Annotated in this window: 18 protein-coding genes; 14 read left to right on the forward strand and 4 right to left on the reverse strand. The window is 64.3% G+C overall.

Features of this window, described 5'->3' with window-relative positions:
- Positions 1-214: 214 nt before the first annotated feature.
- Positions 215-1,366, forward strand: a complete 1,152-nt coding sequence (gene hpnH, locus QNA11_RS17810) for an adenosyl-hopene transferase HpnH (RefSeq protein WP_281928886.1) — start codon at positions 215-217, stop codon at positions 1,364-1,366.
- On the opposite strand, the gene QNA11_RS17815 is transcribed toward hpnH, so the two are convergent.
- From QNA11_RS17815 to QNA11_RS17825, 3 genes are all read right to left on the reverse strand, one after another.
- Complete coding sequence (locus QNA11_RS17815; protein ID WP_283484040.1) at positions 1,307-2,041, reverse strand: phosphorylase family protein; 735 nt, start codon at positions 2,039-2,041, stop codon at positions 1,307-1,309. The two genes, hpnH and QNA11_RS17815, sit on opposite strands and share 60 nt — an antisense overlap.
- Positions 2,042-2,417: 376 nt before the next feature.
- Positions 2,418-4,382: a squalene--hopene cyclase gene (gene shc / locus QNA11_RS17820; RefSeq protein ID WP_283484041.1), complete on the reverse strand. Its 1,965-nt coding sequence runs from the start codon at positions 4,380-4,382 to the stop codon at positions 2,418-2,420.
- Between the two features lie 30 nt (positions 4,383-4,412).
- Entirely contained in the window at positions 4,413-4,706 is a 294-nt protein-coding gene (locus QNA11_RS17825) for a helix-turn-helix domain-containing protein (protein WP_283484042.1), read from the reverse strand.
- Between the two features lie 411 nt (positions 4,707-5,117).
- On the opposite strand from QNA11_RS17825, the gene QNA11_RS17830 reads away from it, so the two are divergent.
- From QNA11_RS17830 to pyrF, 11 genes are all read left to right on the forward strand, one after another.
- Complete coding sequence (locus tag QNA11_RS17830; RefSeq protein ID WP_202072162.1) at positions 5,118-5,489, forward strand: Rieske (2Fe-2S) protein; 372 nt, start codon at positions 5,118-5,120, stop codon at positions 5,487-5,489.
- Positions 5,490-5,505: 16 nt separating this feature from the next.
- Positions 5,506-6,258 (forward strand): hypothetical protein, encoded by a 753-nt coding sequence (locus QNA11_RS17835; RefSeq protein ID WP_283484043.1) that lies wholly within the window; start codon positions 5,506-5,508, stop codon positions 6,256-6,258.
- A gap of 478 nt (positions 6,259-6,736) precedes the next feature.
- On the forward strand, positions 6,737-7,051 hold the full coding sequence (locus tag QNA11_RS17840) for an HIT family protein (protein ID WP_283484044.1): 315 nt from the start codon (positions 6,737-6,739) through the stop codon (positions 7,049-7,051).
- A gap of 99 nt (positions 7,052-7,150) precedes the next feature.
- Positions 7,151-7,900 carry a competence/damage-inducible protein A gene (locus QNA11_RS17845; RefSeq protein WP_283484045.1) on the forward strand — a complete coding sequence of 250 codons (750 nt, stop codon included), beginning with the start codon at positions 7,151-7,153 and terminating at the stop codon, positions 7,898-7,900.
- Positions 7,897-8,421 (forward strand): xanthine phosphoribosyltransferase, encoded by a 525-nt coding sequence (gene gpt / locus QNA11_RS17850; RefSeq protein WP_283484046.1) that lies wholly within the window; start codon positions 7,897-7,899, stop codon positions 8,419-8,421. The genes QNA11_RS17845 and gpt overlap by 4 nt, the downstream gene beginning before the upstream one ends.
- Positions 8,422-9,041: 620 nt before the next feature.
- A complete protein-coding gene (locus QNA11_RS17855; RefSeq protein WP_283484047.1) occupies positions 9,042-9,533 on the forward strand; it encodes a hypothetical protein in 492 nt (163 codons plus the stop codon).
- 328 nt (positions 9,534-9,861) lie between these two features.
- A complete protein-coding gene (locus tag QNA11_RS17860) occupies positions 9,862-11,112 on the forward strand; it encodes a TadE/TadG family type IV pilus assembly protein (RefSeq protein ID WP_283484048.1) in 1,251 nt (416 codons plus the stop codon).
- Positions 11,113-11,549: 437 nt separating this feature from the next.
- Positions 11,550-12,248, forward strand: a complete 699-nt coding sequence (locus tag QNA11_RS17865) for a MipA/OmpV family protein (RefSeq protein WP_283484049.1) — start codon at positions 11,550-11,552, stop codon at positions 12,246-12,248.
- 99 nt (positions 12,249-12,347) lie between these two features.
- Positions 12,348-13,913 (forward strand): hypothetical protein, encoded by a 1,566-nt coding sequence (locus QNA11_RS17870; RefSeq protein WP_283484051.1) that lies wholly within the window; start codon positions 12,348-12,350, stop codon positions 13,911-13,913.
- A gap of 209 nt (positions 13,914-14,122) precedes the next feature.
- Entirely contained in the window at positions 14,123-14,737 is a 615-nt protein-coding gene (locus QNA11_RS17875; protein ID WP_283484052.1) for a class I SAM-dependent methyltransferase, read from the forward strand.
- A gap of 167 nt (positions 14,738-14,904) precedes the next feature.
- On the forward strand, positions 14,905-15,597 hold the full coding sequence (gene pyrF, locus QNA11_RS17880) for an orotidine-5'-phosphate decarboxylase (protein WP_283484053.1): 693 nt from the start codon (positions 14,905-14,907) through the stop codon (positions 15,595-15,597).
- Between the two features lie 221 nt (positions 15,598-15,818).
- On the opposite strand, the gene QNA11_RS17885 is transcribed toward pyrF, so the two are convergent.
- On the reverse strand, positions 15,819-16,310 hold the full coding sequence (locus tag QNA11_RS17885; RefSeq protein WP_281930891.1) for a hypothetical protein: 492 nt from the start codon (positions 16,308-16,310) through the stop codon (positions 15,819-15,821).
- A 97-nt stretch (positions 16,311-16,407) separates the two neighbouring features.
- Here QNA11_RS17885 and QNA11_RS17890 point away from each other — a divergent pair, with 97 nt between their 5' ends.
- Both QNA11_RS17890 and QNA11_RS17895 read left to right on the forward strand, forming a co-directional pair.
- Positions 16,408-16,620: a ChaB family protein gene (locus QNA11_RS17890; protein WP_283484054.1), complete on the forward strand. Its 213-nt coding sequence runs from the start codon at positions 16,408-16,410 to the stop codon at positions 16,618-16,620.
- Between the two features lie 252 nt (positions 16,621-16,872).
- Positions 16,873-18,030: a glycosyltransferase gene (locus QNA11_RS17895; protein WP_283484055.1), complete on the forward strand. Its 1,158-nt coding sequence runs from the start codon at positions 16,873-16,875 to the stop codon at positions 18,028-18,030.
- Positions 18,031-18,037 lie beyond the last annotated feature (7 nt).

Raw genomic sequence — 18,037 nt, forward strand, 5'->3', positions numbered from 1 at the left:
CTTTTGGGACCGCGCGCCTTCAGGCGCGCCGCCCAAATGCGCGCCTGAAGGCGCGCGGTCCGAATAGCTCGCAGGCCCTTGGCTGGGCGGGTTTTCCTCCCCAGCTTTTTCGTGTTAGACGGCCGAACCGGCGCGATGGTCGCAGCAGGACGCGCGCCGGCGCCTCTTGTCTCGCGGCCCCTTGACGGTTCGCGCACCATAGCAGGAACAAGCCGTGTCCATACCTTTCCGTTACGTTGCAAAGATCGGCTCTTATCTCGTCAAGCAGCATCTTATGGGCAGGAAACGCTATCCGCTCGTTTTGATGCTGGAGCCGCTGTTTCGTTGCAACCTGGCCTGTTCCGGCTGCGGCAAGATCGACTATCCCGACCACATCCTGAACAAGCGGCTCTCGGTCGACGAATGCCTCGCCTCGGTCGACGAATGCGGCGCGCCGGTCGTCGTCATCGCGGGCGGCGAGCCGCTGCTGCACAAGGATTTGCCGCAGATCGTCGAGGGTATTGCGAAGCGCGGCAAATTCGCGATCGTCTGCACCAATGCGCTGCTGCTCGCCAAGAAAATCGACCAGTACAAGCCCTCGCCCTATTTCACCTGGTCGATTCATCTTGACGGCGACAAGGAGATGCACGACCGCGCCGTGAGCCAGGAGGGCGTCTACGAGCGCGCCGTCGAGGCGATCAAACTCGCCAAGTCCAAGGGCTTCCGCGTCACCACGAACAGCACCTTCTTCGCCGACGCCGACCCGGCGAAGGTCGCCAAATTCCTCGACGACGCCACGGCGCTGGGCATCGACGGGATGACGGTGTCGCCCGGCTACGCCTATGAGCGCGCGCCGGACCAGACCCACTTCCTGAACCGCCAGAAGACCAAGGAGCTGTTCCGCGACATCCTGCGCCGCGGCCGCGGCGGGCGCGCCTGGGCGTTTCAGCAATCCGGCCTGTTCATGAACTTCCTTGCGGGCAACGAGAGCTACGCCTGCACGCCCTGGGGCAATCCGCTGCGCACCGTCTTCGGCTGGCAGCGCCCCTGCTATCTTCTCGGCGAAGGCTATGTGCCGACCTTCAAGCAGTTGATGGAAGAGACCAATTGGGACGCCTATGGCGTCGGCAACTATGAGAAATGCGCCGACTGCATGGTCCATTGCGGCTTCGAGCCGAGCGCCGTGGCCGATACGGTGAAGCGCCCGTGGAAGGCGGCGGCCGTGGCGCTCTTCGGCGTGCGCACCGAGGGCCCGATGGCGGCGGATATCTCGCTCGAGAACCAGCGCCCGGCCGAATATGTCTATGACGAGAATATCGCCCGGCTCTCAGAGATCCGCGAGCATGAGGCGCGCGAGCGGTCCGAGAAGCGGTCCACAGCGGCCTAAGGAGCCGAAGGCCGCGCGGGAATCGAGGCCCGCGAGGATCAATTCGCCGATTTGACGTGGTGCGCGGAGCAGTTCGCGCGCCACAATTTTTCCGTCCACGTCGCCCTCGGGCGTCAGCGCCTTGGCGGCGAGCGGGGGCAGGGCGCGCGAGGCCGGATCGCTGATGGCGCGCAGCGCGACGAAGGGGATTTTCCAGTCACGGGCGTATTCGGCGGCGAGATGGGATTCCATGTCGACCGCATGGGCGCGCGACGATTCGCGCAGCCACGCCTTGCTCATCGTATCCATGGCGGGTTCGTCGACGCCCACGATCGCGCCCGGAACGGCCTTGCAGCCCTTGGCGGCGATGGCTTCCGCCAATGCGCCGGAGAGATGCTTATGCGTCTCGTGGCGCGCGCCATTGGAAATGACGGCGTCCGCGACGACGATATCGCCCGGGCGCAGCGCGTAATCGAGGCCGCCGGCGAGGCCGAAGCTCACAATGGCCGAAAAACGCCGCCCATGCAGCCGGTCGAGCTCCACACGCAGGCGCGTGACGCTGGCGCCGCTGCACAGGACGACGACGCCCTCCCCCATCGCGCAGGCGGCTTCGCGCTTCATGCCGGTGACGACAAGGACGGGACCGGGAGCCTCGGTCCTGACCGCCTCCCTGCGTCGGCTCTGAACGAGCGTCATGGCGTCTCCCTGCTTGGCAACCGCGCCTACCTCCGATGTTTCGGAAGGCGAAGTCAACGGTAAACAGGGACGCAGGCGGGGGTTGCCCCCACCCCAACCCTCCCCCGCTCTCGCGGGAGAGGGGGCTGAGCGTGGCCTTCATCAAGAACGCCGATCACGAGCGTGCCCTCGCAAAGCGGGGGCTAGAGGCGATGAAAGCGATCCACAGTGTTGGCTGCGTCTCTCCCTCCCCCTTGCGGGGAGGGGTAGGGGTGGGGGTCGACAATTTTGGGCGTGATCCCGGCCGGGCCCCACCCGACCCCGCTGTCGCGGGGCCACCCTCCCCGTAAAGGGGAGGGATGGGGCGCACCGAAATCGTCGATCGGCGGAAAGGCTCTTACAGCCCCACCTGCACCAGCTTGCTGTTGGTCTGCAGAAGGTTGCGATAGCGCGCCAGCGCCCAGAGCGGGAAGAATCTCCGATAGCCGTGGTAGCGCAGATAGAAGACGCGCGGGAAGCCCGTCGCCGTGAAGCGCGGCTCGTTCCACAGCCCATCCTGCGCCTGCGTCGCCTGCAGATAGGCGACGCCGCGCGCGACCGCCGGATGGTCGACCTCGCCCGCCGCCATCAGGCCGAGAAGGGCCCAGGCGGTCTGCGAAGAGGTCGAGGGCGCGGGCTCATAGCCCTTGTAGTCGAGCTTGTAGCTCGCGAGATCCTCGCCCCAGCCGCCGTCCGCGTTCTGGATCGAGACGAGCCAGTCCACCGCGCGGCGATAGGATTCATGTCCGTGCGGCAGGCCGACGGCGTTGAGCGCGCAGAGCGCCGACCAGGCGCCGTAAATGTAATTGGCGCCCCAGCGGCCGAACCAGGAGCCGTCCTTCTCCTGCTCCTTCAAGAGATACTCCACGCCGCGCCGCACGCATTCGCTCGATTCAACCGTGTCGCCGAGCTGCGCCAGCATCGAGATGCAGCGCGCCGAGACGTCCACCGTCGGCGGATCGAGCAGCGCGCCATGATCCGCAAAGGGGATGTGGTTCAGATAATGATAGACGTTGTCGGCGTCGAAGGCGCCCCAGCCGCCGTTCTTCGACTGCATGCCGATCACCCATTCCTTGGCGCGGGCGATGCGCTCGGCATAGGGCTTTTTCTCTTCGGCGCTGGTGAGACGGTCCATGGCGGTCGCGACGACGGCCGTGTCGTCCACATCCGGATAATGCGCATTGGCGTATTGGAAGGCCCAGCCGCCGGGCCGCAAATCGGGGCGCTGAACCGCCCAATCGCCCTTCACATCCAGCACCTGCAGCGGCGCGAGCCAGTCGCAGGCGGCCCGCGCCTTTTCGCGGGCGTCGGCGTCGCCGGTCTCGAGCAGCGCATGCGCGACGAGCGAGGTGTCCCACACCGGCGACACGCAGGGCTGGCAATAGGCTTCCGTCTCATTGACGACGAGCAGCCGCTCGATCGACTCGCGCGCGTCCTTCACGCGCTGGTCGGTCTGCGGGATGCCGAGCACGTCATACATCAGCAGGCTGTTGACCATCGCCGGGAAGATGGCGCCGAGGCCATCGACGCCGTTCAGGCGCTCGGTCGTCCAGCGTTCGGCGAGCTGAACCGAGTAGTCGCGCGAGCGCTTCGGCATATGCGGCTCGAGCAGGCGCAGCAGCTTGTCGATCTCGCCGAAAATATGCGCCCAGGGCCAGGTCTGATGCTCGCCCTTCGGCCAGACTTTCACGTCCTCTGGCGGCGTCGTGAAGAGCTCCTGGATATGAATATCCTTCGGGTTCTTCGCGCAGGGCTTATAGGTCATCAGCACGAGGAGCGGCACGAGAACGGTGCGGCCCCAGTAGGAAATCTTGTCGAGATGGAAGGGAAACCAGCTCGGCAGCAACATGATCTCGACCGGCATCACCGGCACGCCGCGCCAGGGGATCTGGCCATAGAGCGCGAGCAGCGAGCGGGTGAAGACATTGGAGGTCGCTGCGCCGCCATGGGCGAGGATCGCCTCGCGGGCGCGCGCCATGTGCGGGGCGTCGATGTCATCGCCGATCATTTTGAGCGCAAAGTAAGCCTTCACGCTCGCCGAGATGTTGAAGGCGCCGTCCTGGAACAGCGGCCAGCCGCCGTGATCGCCCTGCATGCGGCGCAGATAGACCGCGATCTTGCGCTCCAGCTCGGCGTCGACCGGCTCGGCGCGGAAATGGCGCATGAGCACATATTCGGCGGGGATGGTGGTGTCGGCCTCCAGCTCGAAGCACCAATGGCCGTCCGCCATGCCGAGGTCCAGAAGCGCGTGTTTGGCGCTTTGGATGCTCGCTTCGAGCGCATCTGCGGTCGAGGCGTCACTGGCGCGAAGGGCTGCGGTCATGGTTTGTCCTTTTTGCTCAATTTCATAGCGCTATGCGATGCGAAGCGTGGCGGTCTCCGCCGCGCCGCCCTCGCCGTGCGGCGTGACGACGATCTCGACGTCCTGGCCCAGCGCGACGAGGAAGCGCAGGAGCCGCTCCAGGGAAAACTGCCGGAAGTCGCCGCGCAGCATCTTGGAGACGTCCGGCTGCCTGACGCCGAAAAGCCGCGCCGCCTCGACCTGTTTGAGACCGCGCGCCTTCAGCAGCGCCTCGATCTTACGGACCAACTGCGCCTTGAGGATGTGATCCTCCGCATGTTTCGGCGTCGGCTGGCTTTCACTCATCTTATCAAGCCTGTTCGAGCCTGTTCTTCGCTCGGCTCGCGAGCGTGGTTCAACTATAGTGATTTAACCATATAGTCAAGGCTGGGGCCAACAGATTGGACCGCGCGCCTTCAGGCGCGCTCCAGCGGTGATAAACCTCCAAGGCGGCCTCGTCCTTCGAGACGCGAGCTCCTCAGGATGAGGCCTAAGTGTTTGGCGCAGATGCAAAAGCCCCTCATGCTGAGGAGCCGCGCAGCAGGCGTCTCGAAGCACGAGGGGCGTCAGCGGCGCTTTGTCAGCGGTCTGCGCGCGCCGCCAGAATGCGCGCCCAAAGGCGCGCGGTCCTGAGTGATGGCGCATCGCTTGCTACCCGAATTCGAACTCGCCTCTTTCGACCCGAGGCGCTCGACATTGTTCGAAAGGGGCAGACCCATGGACGAGCTTTTTGTGATTTGTCGAACAGTCGAGATCGACGACGCGCAGGCCCACGGCTTCGTGCTGATGAAGGCGGAAGAGAGCGGCGAGACCTCGCCCTGGCCGATCATCGTCACGCGCAAGGGCAACAACTTCTACGGCTTCGAAAATGTGTGCCCGCACGAGGGGCTGCGGCTCGACTCCCAGCCGGGCCAGTTCATGGACGAGGAAGGCAATTTCCTCGAATGCGGCCGGCATCACGCGCAATTCGATATCGACACGGGCGAATGTTTCATCGGTCCCTGCCAGGGGCGGCGTCTCGCTCCCGTCAAGCTCGTCATCGACGACGGCGACGTCTGCGTGACCGGCGTGATGCTTGCAGACGAATGAGAAAGGGGACGCTTTCATGACGGATATGGCCGAGCTGCAAAGGCGCAAGAAGCTCATCAATCTTGCGATCGTCTATGTCGATCCCGACGCTTTCATCGCCAATTATGTCCCCTGGCTGGAGATCACGACCTTCATCACGGCGGTGCGCGCGGGCGACGTTCAAGCCCCGGCCGATGGCGTGACGCCGACCCTCACGCCGCAGCAGATGAAGGGCGGCGTCGCGGCCAACTATGGCAACGACGCCGTCTTCGCCTTTTGCATGACCGCCGCGCTGAAAGGCGACAAGGCCGCGGTGGACAAGGTCGAGACCGCGCTGGCTGAAAGCCTGGGCAAGGATTTTCCGGGTTCGGTGGCGTTTTGGGGCTTCCGCTCCGCGAACGACTCTCCGATGAGCCTCGAAGATCACGTCGGCGCCGCGGCGTATAAGATGCTCGGCGGCGATATTCCGCCGCCGCCGATGCGCGCGCGGGAAAATTGGAACGCGGGTCTGCGCTTTTTCGAAAAGGCGCGGCAATCCAATTTTGTCCAGGAAATCATGTTCCCGCTCGCCGTGTGGACGCGCGCCAAATGGAGCGAGACGCTGGAGAAGGGCGTCTCCTTCCTCGCGCATATCGAAGACAGCGTTCCCGTACTGCAGGAAGCGCTCGCCGAGACGCGCAACGATCAGGCCTTTATCGCCAACATGCTGCTGAAAATGGCGCCGGCGATCGAGCAGGATTTGAGCGACGATATGCAAGGGTTTTTGAGATCGCTGGCGCGTCGCGCGTAACGAGACAACGCTCATACCCTTTCCGTTTGAATGGCTCGCATCGGGAGATGTCATTTCCGGCGGGCTGAAAGCCCGACCGGGAATCCAGAGCGACAAAAGCGCTGGTTGCTCTGGATTCCCGATCGCTCGCTCAAGCGAGCGTCGGGAATGACACGGAACCAATCAAGCGGATCCAGTATCACTTGGGCTGCATCTTTACAGCGCGCGAGGCGTTGCTCCGCGCTCAGAGTGCTGAGAGAGTGACGTTGACGCCCCTCGTGCTTCGAGACGCCTGCTGCGCAGGCTCCTCAGCATGAGGGGCTTCTTCATCTGCTTTAAAACACTTAGGCCTTATCCTGAGGAGCTCGCGTCTCGAAGGACGAGGCCGCCTCGGAGGTTTGTTGATAAACTATGCGCGGCGCCTGGCTCCGCGCTTTTTTGTTTCTAATGGGAATTAAAAATGACGAGCGCTTCCTGCCCTTTCTGCAATCGAGCTTCATTGTCTGTCCTTTGCGAAAACGATCTCGCTTTCGCCATGCACGACAAACATCCAGTCCGCCCGCTCCACAGTCTGATCCTGCCGAAGCGACACGCTTTCGACGTCTTCGACACGACGCTGGACGAGCGCGAATGCATGCATCGGCTGGCGGAGGCGCTGCGTGGCGACATCATGCGCGCCGATCCCAGTGTGGGGGGCTTCAATTTCGGTTCGAATATCGGAGCGGCGGCGGGGCAGAAAATCTTCCACGCCCATCTGCATCTCATTCCACGCAGAGCCGGCGATACGCCGCCGCCGCCCGCACGCCAAGGCTGACGCGGAAGCGAGCGGCGAAGATCACGCCTGCTTCCCTGGCGCCAGGCTTGGCGTTCCAGACTGTGATCGCCATAATGGCTCCAGGGAGGCCGGCAGAAAATGACAGAAGCCGCAACAGGCGAGGCGCCCGCGACGGCGGCGGTTCTCATCATTGGCGACGAGATCCTGTCCGGCCGCACGCAGGACGTGAACACGCGCTACATCGCCAATTATCTGGCGCAGATCGGCGTCGATCTGCGCGAAGCGCGCGTCGTGCCGGACGACGAGGCGGAGATCGTCGCGGCGCTCAACGCCCTGCGCGCGCGCTATAGTTACGTCTTCACGACGGGCGGCATCGGCCCAACCCACGACGACATCACCGCCGACGCCGTGGCGAAAGCCTTTGGCGTCGAAGTTGTGGAGGACCCGGACGCCATCGCCTTGCTGAGCGAGCGCTTCACCGAGCAAGAGCTCAACTCCGCCCGCCGCCGCATGGCGCGGGTGCCTAAGGGAGCGGCGCTGGTGCGCAACGCCGCCTCGAAGGCGCCGGGCTTCTGGATCGACAATGTCATCGTCATGGCGGGCGTGCCGGTTATCATGCAATCGATGATGGATACGGTCGGGCCGCTGCTCAGGTCCGGCCCGCCCATCCAGGTTGAAACCATCGAAGCGGGCGCGATCCCGGAAGGGACTTACGCATTGAAGCTCGAGGCAATCGCGCTGGCGCATGAGGGGGTGAGCATCGGCTCCTATCCCCGTTTCTCCAGCGCCGGCATCAGAAACCAGATCGTGCTGCGCAGCCGCGACGCCGCCAGCCTCGACCTTGCCACGCGCGCCGTCCGCGCCATGCTCGTAGAACTCGCGCCATGAGCCCGGAAAAGATGATTCAGATGCAGGATGGGCCGGAAAAAATCTTTCCCGTCTCCTGGGACATGTTCCACCGGGATGTCCGGGCGCTCGCCTGGCGCCTCGCGTCGATCGGCGGCTTCTCGGCGATCGTCGCGGTGACCCGCGGCGGGCTGGTGCCGGCCGGCATCATCGCGCGCGAATTGGGGATTCGCGTCATCGAGACGATTTGCGTCGCGAGCTATCACGAGGAGACCGAGCGCGAAGCGCTCGAGGTCTTGAAGCCGCTCACGGAAACCATCCTGTCGCGCCCGAGTGAGGAGGTTCTCGTCATCGACGATCTCGTCGACACCGGGGCGACCGCCAAGGCCGTGCGCGAAATGCTCCCCAAAGCGCATTTCGCCACCGTCTACGCCAAGCCGCAGGGCCTGCCGATGGTGGACACTTTCGTCACCGAAGTCTCGCAGGACACCTGGATTTATTTCCCCTGGGACACGGGGCTCTCCTTCCAGGCGCCGATCCACAAGCCGGCGCGGGGGCGGTGAGACCAAAATGAGGCTTGGCGCCGTCGCCGGAGCCGCCCTATAACGCGCCTGACGTTCCAGATCGCGGGCGTGGCGAAACTGGTAGACGCAACGGACTTGAAGAAATTTGAGTGCTCCACCCGGGAAACCGACGGAGTAGAACCGCTCAAAGTCGGGGAACCCTCGAAAGTGGCGATCCCGAGCCAAGCCCGCCCCTCGGGCGGGAAGGTGTAGAGACTAGACGGGCGGCGCCTAAGGCGCGAAACGCGCTACGGCGAAGGGATAGTCCAGACCCCAAACCCGCGCATGCGGGGCGGCGAAAGCCGTAGCGGGTATGAAAATCCGTAGGGCCGCAAGGCCTGTGCCGGTTCGATTCCGGCCGCCCGCACCAGAAACTTGTCCACATACGTCTCCAGAAGGCAAAATCCTGCAAACCAGATTCTACGCCGACGCTTTCGTTGCCGGAAACCATTTTCGGTAACGCTGAGGGGGCCCCAAGGCCCGCCACCCCTCCGCGTCAAAGGAGGGGCCATCGGCTGTCTTATACCTAAATCTTAACTATTGCTTGTGGACCGGACGACCACGAGCGCCAAGCCTCCTGCGCTACTATATCTCTCCTAAGGCGTAACAGGGGACAGCCCATGGCTCTCAGCGACTCTTGCTTTGAATTCCTTCATTCCGTTGAGGAAGCGGCGCGGACCCTCGCTGAAGAGGTTCATTACTTCTCCGCTCCTGATTATCCGATTGAGTATGGAGTCGAGATCGACGCGCTTCGCCAAGCCTGCCTGAAGGCGCGCGCAACGCCTGATAACCCGGATGCGATAGCAGCATTGATGCGGTTGGCGGCGTCCGTGATGAAGTTTCACGACACCCCGCCAATCGGCGAGGCGAGCGACGCACAGAAAAAAGAAATGCTGCAATTGATCCGACTGCTTCAGGGCGATCTAGGCGAAGAGGACGCCAAGGCAGTTCCTGAAATCGTCAAGGATGCAGTCGCCGAGGACGCTTCGCCAGAAGCCGCAAATCGGTTGAAGGGCTATCTCTCGAAAGTCGGGAGGGACACCTACGACGCAGCGACCAGGATACTGACGGCGATAGGCACTGAGGCGCTCAAAAGGATGCTGGACCTCTGACAGGCTCCCGCCTTTCGCTGTAAAAACAATAATCTAATTCCAGTTCGATTTTTGGTTCGCGTTGGAAAACGTTGGAATCTTTGTCGTTGGAAATAAAATACAACTGGAATCAATTATTTAGTGAATATTTATGATTCCGGCCGCCCGCACCACCCTCCCTTCGTTAGGCGAACATGCGTCTGTCGGCGCCCAAGGAAGCCGGCGCCTTGGCCGAGCGCGGCCCGAGCAATTTCCCGTCGGCTGTCCAATCCAGTTAAGCCATTGCAAAGGAAAGGGATTTACACAGTCAAGCTAGTCGCTGTGCTTACGCCTATCGGGAGCGGGGGTTATGAATCGCGCGAAACGCTGCATCTCACACTTGGCTGGACTCTTCCGGCGCTCACGCTCGGGCTCCGTAGCGATGATCTTCGCGCTCGCGGCCGTGCCGGTCATGGCGTCGATCGGCGCCGCCTTGGATCTCGCCTCGGCCTCCATGTTGAAGTCGCGTCTGCAGCACGCGGTCGACGAGGCGGCGCTCGTCGCGGCCAGAAACGCGAGCCTCACCCAGGCGGCGCGCCAGCAACTGGCTCAGTCGTCCGTCATCACGAATATGGGCTCGGCGGCGAGCGGCTTGAGTTTGACCGTCTCTGAAACAGAGCCATCCGCCGGCCTCTATCAGGTGAACGGCGCTCTCGTCGTCCCGACGACCGTCATGAGAATTGTGAACATCAATTCGACCACGGTTAGCGCGAAGGCCGCCGCGAGCCTCGGGACAGCGGGGGCGGCGAGCTCGAACAGCGTTTGCCTCTTGGCGCTCAGCACGACCGCGAGCCCTGGATTGCTCGCCAATTCCAGTGTCGTCATCGATGCGCCGACCTGCGAGATCGACGTCGCCTCCAAGGGCTGGCCCGCCGCGACCTTCAACGGCGGCGACAGCTTCTCCGTTTCCAAGCTCTGCGTCGCGGGAACGCAAATCCTCAACAACGCCGGATCGATCCCGGCGCTCAGCACGGGGTGCCCGGTCGTCTCCGATCCCTTTGCGGGCAAGCTGCCGTCCGTCTCCGTCGGCGCCTGCACCGTCAGCAATCAGAATTACTCGGGCAATGTGACGCTCAACCCCGGGGTCTATTGCGGCGGATTCAACTTCAACGGCAGCGGGACGGTCACCTTCAATCCCGGTCTCTATGTGTTCAAGGGCGCCGGCTGGAACATGAACAGCGGCTGGACGATGAACGGCAATGGGGTGACCTTCTATTTCGCCGATTCGTCCTACATGCAGATCAACAGCGGCGTAACGGCGAATCTGACCGCCCCGACCTCCGGAACCTACGCGAATATCCTGATGTACGAGCCCGTCGGCCTGGCGCAGTCAGGGTTCACCATCAACGGACAGGCGGGCCACAGCTTCCAGGGACTCATTTACCTGCCGAGCCGAAACATCACCTTCAACAGCATGTCCAACGTCACCTCGGACGCCCTGACGATCGTGGTCAACTCGGTCATTTTGAACACGCTGAACTGGAGCTTCAAGAGCTCCGCCTATTCGATCGCCGGCGCAGGCGGCTCCACCGGCGGCGCCGTGCCGCGGCTCGTGAATTGACGCCGGTTTGAGGGCCACACAGAGGAAATCACCGCCGTCATTGCGAGGAGGCGGAGCCGACGAAGCAATCCAGGGCCGCATCGCTGCCCTGGATTGCTTCGCTTCGCTCGCAATGACGGGCATGGGATGACAAGGCCCCAAATGCGCGCTGCTCGAAACGGAAATGGAATGTGGCTTCGATCGTGACGCTCGAAAATATTTTGCAAAGATAATCGCGCGCGCCATTCAGCTTATATCGCATAACCTTCTGTTTACGATGATCGTTTCCATCGCGGTAAGCTTAACGGCGCAACTTCGCGGGGTCTTTCGGGGAGCCTCGCGTCGGGTCGATGTCAAAATTACTTGGAACATGCTGTCTGGCCGCCCTTCTTTCCGCGTCTGCCGCAAAAGCGGAAAGTCTTGCCGATCCAAAGCCGGTCTCTGGATGGATCGTCACGGTGAGCGCGCACGGCGGTTTCTCGCAGACATGGGAGGGGTCGAAAAATCTGTCGCCTTTCCTTCTGCCGGGCTTGTCGATGCGACGGCCTGGCGCGTCGGTCGGCTTCAGCGCGCCGGACGAAGCGCCCGGCTTTGCGCTCTATGACAACGGCTTTTTGAAAGCGGGCGTTTCCGGCCGGTTGCGCGGCCCGCGCCAACAATCGTCATGGGGAGAGCTCCATGGCGTCCATGACATCGATTGGACGGTCGAAGCGGGCGGATTTGCCGAATTCTGGACCTTCCAGAAGCTGCGCGCGCGCGCCGAGCTACGCCATGGCTTCCTCGGCCATCACGGCGCGATCGCCGAGATTTATCTCGACTGGGTGGAAAAGCACGGGGCCTGGACCTTTTCCATCGGTCCGCGCCTGACGATCGGCGATCAGGCTTACATGAACAAGCTTTTCGGCGTCACCTGGAAGGACGCGCTGGGCAATGGCTCCGTTCCACCCTATGTCGCGGCCTGGGGCATGAAATCCTTCGGCGCCATGGCCGCCGTGAAATACGACTGGTCGCAGGATTGGTCGACGACCGCCTTCCTTCGCTACAACCGCCTCGTCGGCAGCGCGGCGGCCAGCCCATTGGTCACCAATCTCGGCTCGGCTAATCAATGGATGCTCGGCCTGAGCGTTTCCTACAGCTTCTACGTCGATATGTTTTGAGGGCGCGCCTGCGTCGACATCCATAGCCTTTGTTAAGCACTCGCCGCCAAGACTGGCCTCGCGCGCGATGGTCGCGCGGCCATGATTCGACGGGCACTGATGAGCGACGCAGCGAGGCGATTATTGGCGGACCCGGCTTTTGCGAGCGCTCCCGGCGTCGGCAAAGACGCGCGCGCCGCCAAAAATCCACGGCTCGATATGATGCTCGTCTCCGGCGGCGACGAGCGGATTTGGCTCGATCCCGTCATGCGCCGCAACCGCTACGGCGTTCCCGCGGCGCCTGCGCCGGACGAGCTTTGGTTTTCTTCCTCGACGGCGAGCGCCGTGAGCCCGCGCGGCTATGACGCCGCCGGCGGCGCCCTCGACGCCCTGTCGCGACCGGGCGCCGATCTTGCGGGCTGGTTCGACGAGATTCGCGCGCGGATCGTTGCGCTCTTCGGCGGGCCGGGCGTCGAGGTCGTTCTCACCGCCTCGGGCACGGAGGCGGGGCTCGCCGCGCTCGCAGTGGCCAAGGCGCTGCTGCGCCGCCCGATCGCCACGATTGTCGTCGCGCCGGAGGAAACCGGCAGCGGCGTGCCTTTGGCGGCGACGGGCGCGCATTTTGCCGGGACGGCGGCTTTCGAGCCGAATGTCGAAAAAGGGGCCCCGCTCGCCGGCTGGGAAAATGACGATGTGGTCATGCGCCGCGTCGCGATCCGCGACCCCTCGGGCTATCCGCGCGCGGCGGCGGAAGTCGACCGCGCCGCCGGTCTCGCCGTCGCCGAAGCCCTGCGCATGGGCCGCGCCACGCTGCTGCATCTGCTCGATTCCTCGAAGACCGGCCGCGCCGGGCCGCGCCGCGCCGCCGCGCGCGAAATTCTTGCGAGCGCCAGAGGCCGGGCGCTCGTTCTCGTCGACGCCAGCCAGCTTCGTTGCTCTTTCGACGACATCAAGGCCGATCTTGCGGCCGGCTTTCTGGTGATGATCACGGGATCGAAATTCGCCGGCGGGCCGCCCTTCTGCGGCGCTTTGCTCATTCCTGCCGACAAGGCCGAAACGCTGCGCGACATGGCCTTGCCGCCGGGGTTCGCCGCCTATGCCGCGCAATCCGACTGGCCGCAATCCTTCGGCCGCGCCTTCGAGGCGGAGAATTTCGCGCCCGCCAATCTCGGACTGGGGCTGCGCTGGACCGCCGCGCTGGCGGAAATCGAGACTTACGCAAAAATAGAGGCGGGCCTGCGCGACGAGATCAAGATGCGTTTTGTGGAGGCCGCCCGTCGCGGCGTCGCCAGCAACGCCGAGCTGGACTTCCTCGACGCCGAGAACTGGCGTCTCGGGGGCAAGCCCGCGACGCTCTTCCCGATCCTCGCCAATCACGGCGATCCGGCCCAGACGCGCCTGATCTACGAGGCGCTGCGCCAGACGCGCGGCGCGCTCGTCGGCGACGACTATCCGCGCGCCTGCCATGTCGGTCAGCCCGTGCTGATCGGCGGCCGGGCGGCCTTGCGCCTGTGTCTCGGCATGCCGCAGGTGAACGCCGTCGCCGAGCGCGTGGGGCAGGGCCTCGACATCGACGCCGCTTTCCTGCCGCTGCGCCGCGACATGGAATTCTTGTTCCGCAAATGGGGCGCGCTGGCCAGGCATATCGGCGCCACTGGCGGCTTGACGCTCGCGGCGTCCAACTGATCGAACCGCGCCATGCGGCCCGGGTCGCATGAAACGCAGGACTGGCTGGGGCTTTCTCGTTTCTGTCTCGCGAAGCGGCGCGAACCCAGCGACCCGTCGCGTTGTCTTTATCGGGGCTCTCTTCTATTCTTACGCCCACGGCCCCCGCAGCGGGGCCGTTTGCGCGCCGCAAAACCAAAAAATAACAGCCGCATTTGGGGAAACCGCCCTTGCAGAACGCCAAAGCCTCGCTCGCCGACAGCGCCCGTTTCATCAAGCAATGGATCGAAAATCCGCGGCTCATCGGCGCTGTCCAGCCCTCGGGGCCCGCGCTCGCCAAAACCATGGCGAGCTTCGTCGATCTTTCCCGAGAGGGTCCGATTGTGGAGCTTGGACCGGGCACCGGTCCCGTCACCAAGGCGCTGCTCGCGCGCGGCATTCCCGCCGAGCGGCTGGTGCTGGTCGAATATGAGGGGCGCTTCTGCCACATGCTCGCCGAGCGCTATCCCGGCGTGAAGATCGTGCAGGGCGACGCCTATGGGCTGAAGAAGACGCTCGCGGACAAGGTCGAGGGGCAGGTGGCGACGGTGGTCTCCAGCCTGCCGCTTCTCGTGCGCCCGGAGCGTGATCGCGTCGAGCTGCTGCATCAGGCCTTCGAGCTGATGGGCGAGGACGGGCTGTTCATCCAGTTCACCTATGGCCTGACCGTTTCGCCCATGCCGATCCATGCCCATGGGCTCAAGGGCTCCTATGTCGGGAAGGGCTCGGCGCCCGTTCTGTTGAACATCCCCCCGGCCCGCGTCTGGCGCTATCGCAAGGCCGGCCATGGCAGCGCAGTCGGGTAAGTGATTCTTTTCCTCTCCTTCATCCTGAGGAGGCCTCGAAGAGGCTGTTTCGACGGACGAAGTAGAGGAAAAGCGCGTCGCGAGCGGACGTCCTCGTCCTTCGAGACGCCGCCTTCGGCAGCTCCTCAGGAAGAGGACGTCCTTCAACTCACGCCGGAGACTCTTTCGTGTCGCAAGAAAGCGCCAGAGACCGCCTGATCGTCGCCCTCGACTTCGAAACGGTCGCGGACGCGCGCGCCTTGGTCGCGACGCTCGGCGAGGCCGTCTCTTTCTACAAGATCGGCATGGAGCTCGCCTATGGCGGCGGCTTGGCGCTGGCGCATGAGCTCAAGGACGCCGGCAAGCGCGTCTTCATCGACCTGAAGCTCCACGACATCGGCGCCACCGTCGAGCGCGCCACGCGGCAGATCGCGCGCATGGGCGTGGATTTCCTCACCATCCACGCCTATCCGCAGACCATGGCGGCGGCGCGCGCCGGGGCGGGCGATCTCAAGCTCCTGGCCGTGACGGCGCTGACCTCTTATGACGACGCCGATCTCGAGGAGGCGGGCTATGCCTTCGGCGTCGCCGATCTCGTCGCCCGCCGCGCCGGGCAGGCCAGGGCGGCGGGGATCGACGGGCTGATCCTTTCGCCGCTGGAGCTTGCGACAATCCGGCCGCTCGTCGGACCGGACATGCTGCTCGTCACCCCGGGCGTGCGTCCCGCCGGCGCGGACGTCGGCGATCAAAAGCGCATCACCACGCCCGCCCAGGCGATCGCCGCGAGCGCCAATCATCTCGTCGTCGGCCGGCCGATCATCCGCGCCGCCGACCCGCGCGCGGCGGCCCAAGCCATCGTGGCGGAGATCGAGGGCGCCTAAATCGGCGCCATTCCCGACGCTCGCGCAGTTTGGACACACAGGAAACCACCGCCGTCATTGCGAGGAGGCGGAGCCGACGAAGCAATCCAGGGCTGCATCGCTGCCCTGGATTGCTTCGCTTCGCTCGCAATGACGGGCTCTGAGTAAAAACCAGCGCTTTTGTGGCTCTGGATTCCCGATCGCTTTCTTCGCAAGCGTCGGGAATGACAACGAGCCGTCTCTCAGGCGAAAAACGCCCAGAGGGCGAGGGCGACCGTCTGATTTACGGCCGCCGCCAAAGCGAGGAATTTCCCGAGCGTCGCCCGTCGAAGCTTCTGCACCTCGGCGGGCGTAGCTGATCGCGCCGCCATGCGGGCGAGCAGCAGGCGGTCTTCCACGAAATCAGCCGCGCTGAAGGCGACGGGCGCCACACAAAGAACCCAACGGCCGCCGTCGACGCATTGCAGCGATTCGGCGGCCGCGAGCGATCCCGCCGCCAGCGCCGCGCCGAGACAGGCGAGCAGCGCCAAATCATAAGGCGCAAGGACGCTTCTATACCCGTCGACGGAGGCGGAGCCGCTGGTCACCCAGCCGATGAATTCCTCGTCGCGATAAAAAACAGAGGTCTCCCAGCGCCGCGCCAGGACCGTCTCGCCGTGTTTTTGCGCCTCGCGATTCGCCGCCCAATGCGCGGCGCCGGCGGCAAGAAGAAAGAAGACAGCAAGATAGAACAAGACGGCCTCTCCTCTGGCGCTGGCGCGCCAAATTCAGCCAGCCCTATATTTTTAGTTTTGCGTCGCGCGAAAACAAATTCAACTGTCGGAGAAAAGCTTGCCTTATCGGACGAATGACGACCTGCCCGAAAATCTCCAGCGGCTTCTGCCGCTGCATGCGCAGGATATTTTCCGCGAGGCCTTCAACCACGCTTTCGCCGATCACCAAGGCGATCCCCGCCAGGAGGAGGCGGCGCATCGGATCGCCTGGGCGGCGGTGAAGCGCAGCTATGTGAAGACGGAAGAAGGCTGGCGGCGGCGGGAGGATTGAACACAGGCATCTTTCGTCATTAGCCGCTGAATACCTCCCCTTTACGGGGAGGTCGGCGGCCAAAGGCCGCCGGGTGGGGTCCAAGCCGCATCGACTCCGTTTGGCCTGACCCCACCCGACCCCGCTTTCGCGGGGCCACCCTCCCCGTAAAGGGGAGGGATTGGTTCGCTTCCAGCCTTCGCCGGATTGCCCGGGAGGATTGAAGCGCCGCTCTGGCCAGCCGGCGCCCGCGATGGTAGAAACCGCCGCGCCATGGTTTTGACCCTCCTCGCTCTCGCCGGGCTCGCCGCCTGGCTCTATCTCCTGATTTTTAATTCGGGTTTCTGGCGGCTCACCGAGCACGACCGCAGATTCGCGCCCGAGGGCGCGGTCGTTCCGCAAAGCGCCCATGTCATCGCCGTCGTCCCGGCGCGCGATGAGGCGGAGGTGATCGCGACCAGCGTCGCCTCTCTGCTGCAGCAGGAATTTTCCGGCCGTTTCGAGGTCGTTCTCGTCGACGACGAGAGCACGGACGGCACGGCGGGCATCGCCCGGGCGAAGGCCGCCGAGCTTGGCGCCGCCGAGCGGCTGACCATCCTCCAATCCGGCGGCCCCTCCGACGGCTGGACCGGCAAGATCGCCGCCATGCATCGGGGGTTCACTTATGTGCGCAGCCTCGAGAAGCAGCCCGACTTCGTGCTCTTCTGCGACGCCGACATCGCCTTCGCGCCGCCGGTTCTCTCCCGCCTCGTCGCCGGCGCCACGGCGCGCGCGACGGTGCTGTCCTCGCTGATGGTGAAGCTGCGCTGCGAGAGCGCGGCGGAGAAATGGTTCGTCCCGGCCTTCGTCTTCTTTTTCCAGATGCTCTACCCCTTCCGCGCCGTGAACGACCCCAAGAGCAAGGTCGCGGGCGCTGCGGGCGGGGTGATGCTGGCCCGTCCCGGGGCTTTGGCCGAGGCAGGCGGCCTGCCGGCGATCCGCGAGGCGCTGATCGACGATTGCGCGCTCGGCGCGCTGATGAAGCGCCAGGGGCCGATCTGGCTCGGCCTCACCGACGATGTCCACAGCCTGCGCCCCTATCCGCGTCTTGCGGACATCGAAAAAATGGTGACGCGCTCGGCCTACGCGCAGCTCGATTATTCGGCCCTGAAGCTCGCGGGCGCGCTGCTCGGCATGATCGTCGTCTATCTTGCGCCGCCATTGCTCGCCATCTTCGGAGCGCCGCCGGCGCGGGAGATCGGGCTCGTGGCCTGGATGATCATGGCGCAGGCCTATATGCCGAGCCTGCGCTTCTACGGCCTGTCGCGGGCGCGGGCCTTCGCTTTGCCGTTAATCGCGGCGTGTTATACGTGGTTTACCGCCGTTTCGGCCTGGCGTCACATGCGCGGCCGCGGCGGCGAGTGGAAGGGTCGTTTCCAGGCGCCCGCCTGAGCGAGAG

This window comes from Methylocystis sp. JR02 (genome assembly GCF_030063565.1).
Classification (GTDB): domain Bacteria; phylum Pseudomonadota; class Alphaproteobacteria; order Rhizobiales; family Beijerinckiaceae; genus Methylocystis; species Methylocystis iwaonis.

Excerpts from the sequence above, each read along its gene's own strand:
- shc (WP_283484041.1), bottom strand. The coding sequence starts at position 4,382 with ATGACCGCAGCCCTTCGCGCCAGTGACGCCTCGACCGCAGATGCGCTC.
- QNA11_RS17855 (WP_283484047.1), top strand. The coding sequence starts at position 9,042 with ATGGCTCTCAGCGACTCTTGCTTTGAATTCCTTCATTCCGTTGAGGAA.
- QNA11_RS17870 (WP_283484051.1), top strand. The coding sequence starts at position 12,348 with ATGAGCGACGCAGCGAGGCGATTATTGGCGGACCCGGCTTTTGCGAGC.
- QNA11_RS17895 (WP_283484055.1), top strand. The coding sequence starts at position 16,873 with ATGGTTTTGACCCTCCTCGCTCTCGCCGGGCTCGCCGCCTGGCTCTAT.
- gpt (WP_283484046.1), top strand. The coding sequence starts at position 7,897 with ATGAGCCCGGAAAAGATGATTCAGATGCAGGATGGGCCGGAAAAAATC.
- QNA11_RS17830 (WP_202072162.1), top strand. The coding sequence starts at position 5,118 with ATGGACGAGCTTTTTGTGATTTGTCGAACAGTCGAGATCGACGACGCG.
- QNA11_RS17845 (WP_283484045.1), top strand. The coding sequence starts at position 7,151 with ATGACAGAAGCCGCAACAGGCGAGGCGCCCGCGACGGCGGCGGTTCTC.
- QNA11_RS17835 (WP_283484043.1), top strand. The coding sequence starts at position 5,506 with ATGACGGATATGGCCGAGCTGCAAAGGCGCAAGAAGCTCATCAATCTT.
- QNA11_RS17825 (WP_283484042.1), bottom strand. The coding sequence starts at position 4,706 with ATGAGTGAAAGCCAGCCGACGCCGAAACATGCGGAGGATCACATCCTC.
- QNA11_RS17815 (WP_283484040.1), bottom strand. The coding sequence starts at position 2,041 with ATGACGCTCGTTCAGAGCCGACGCAGGGAGGCGGTCAGGACCGAGGCT.
- QNA11_RS17860 (WP_283484048.1), top strand. The coding sequence starts at position 9,862 with ATGAATCGCGCGAAACGCTGCATCTCACACTTGGCTGGACTCTTCCGG.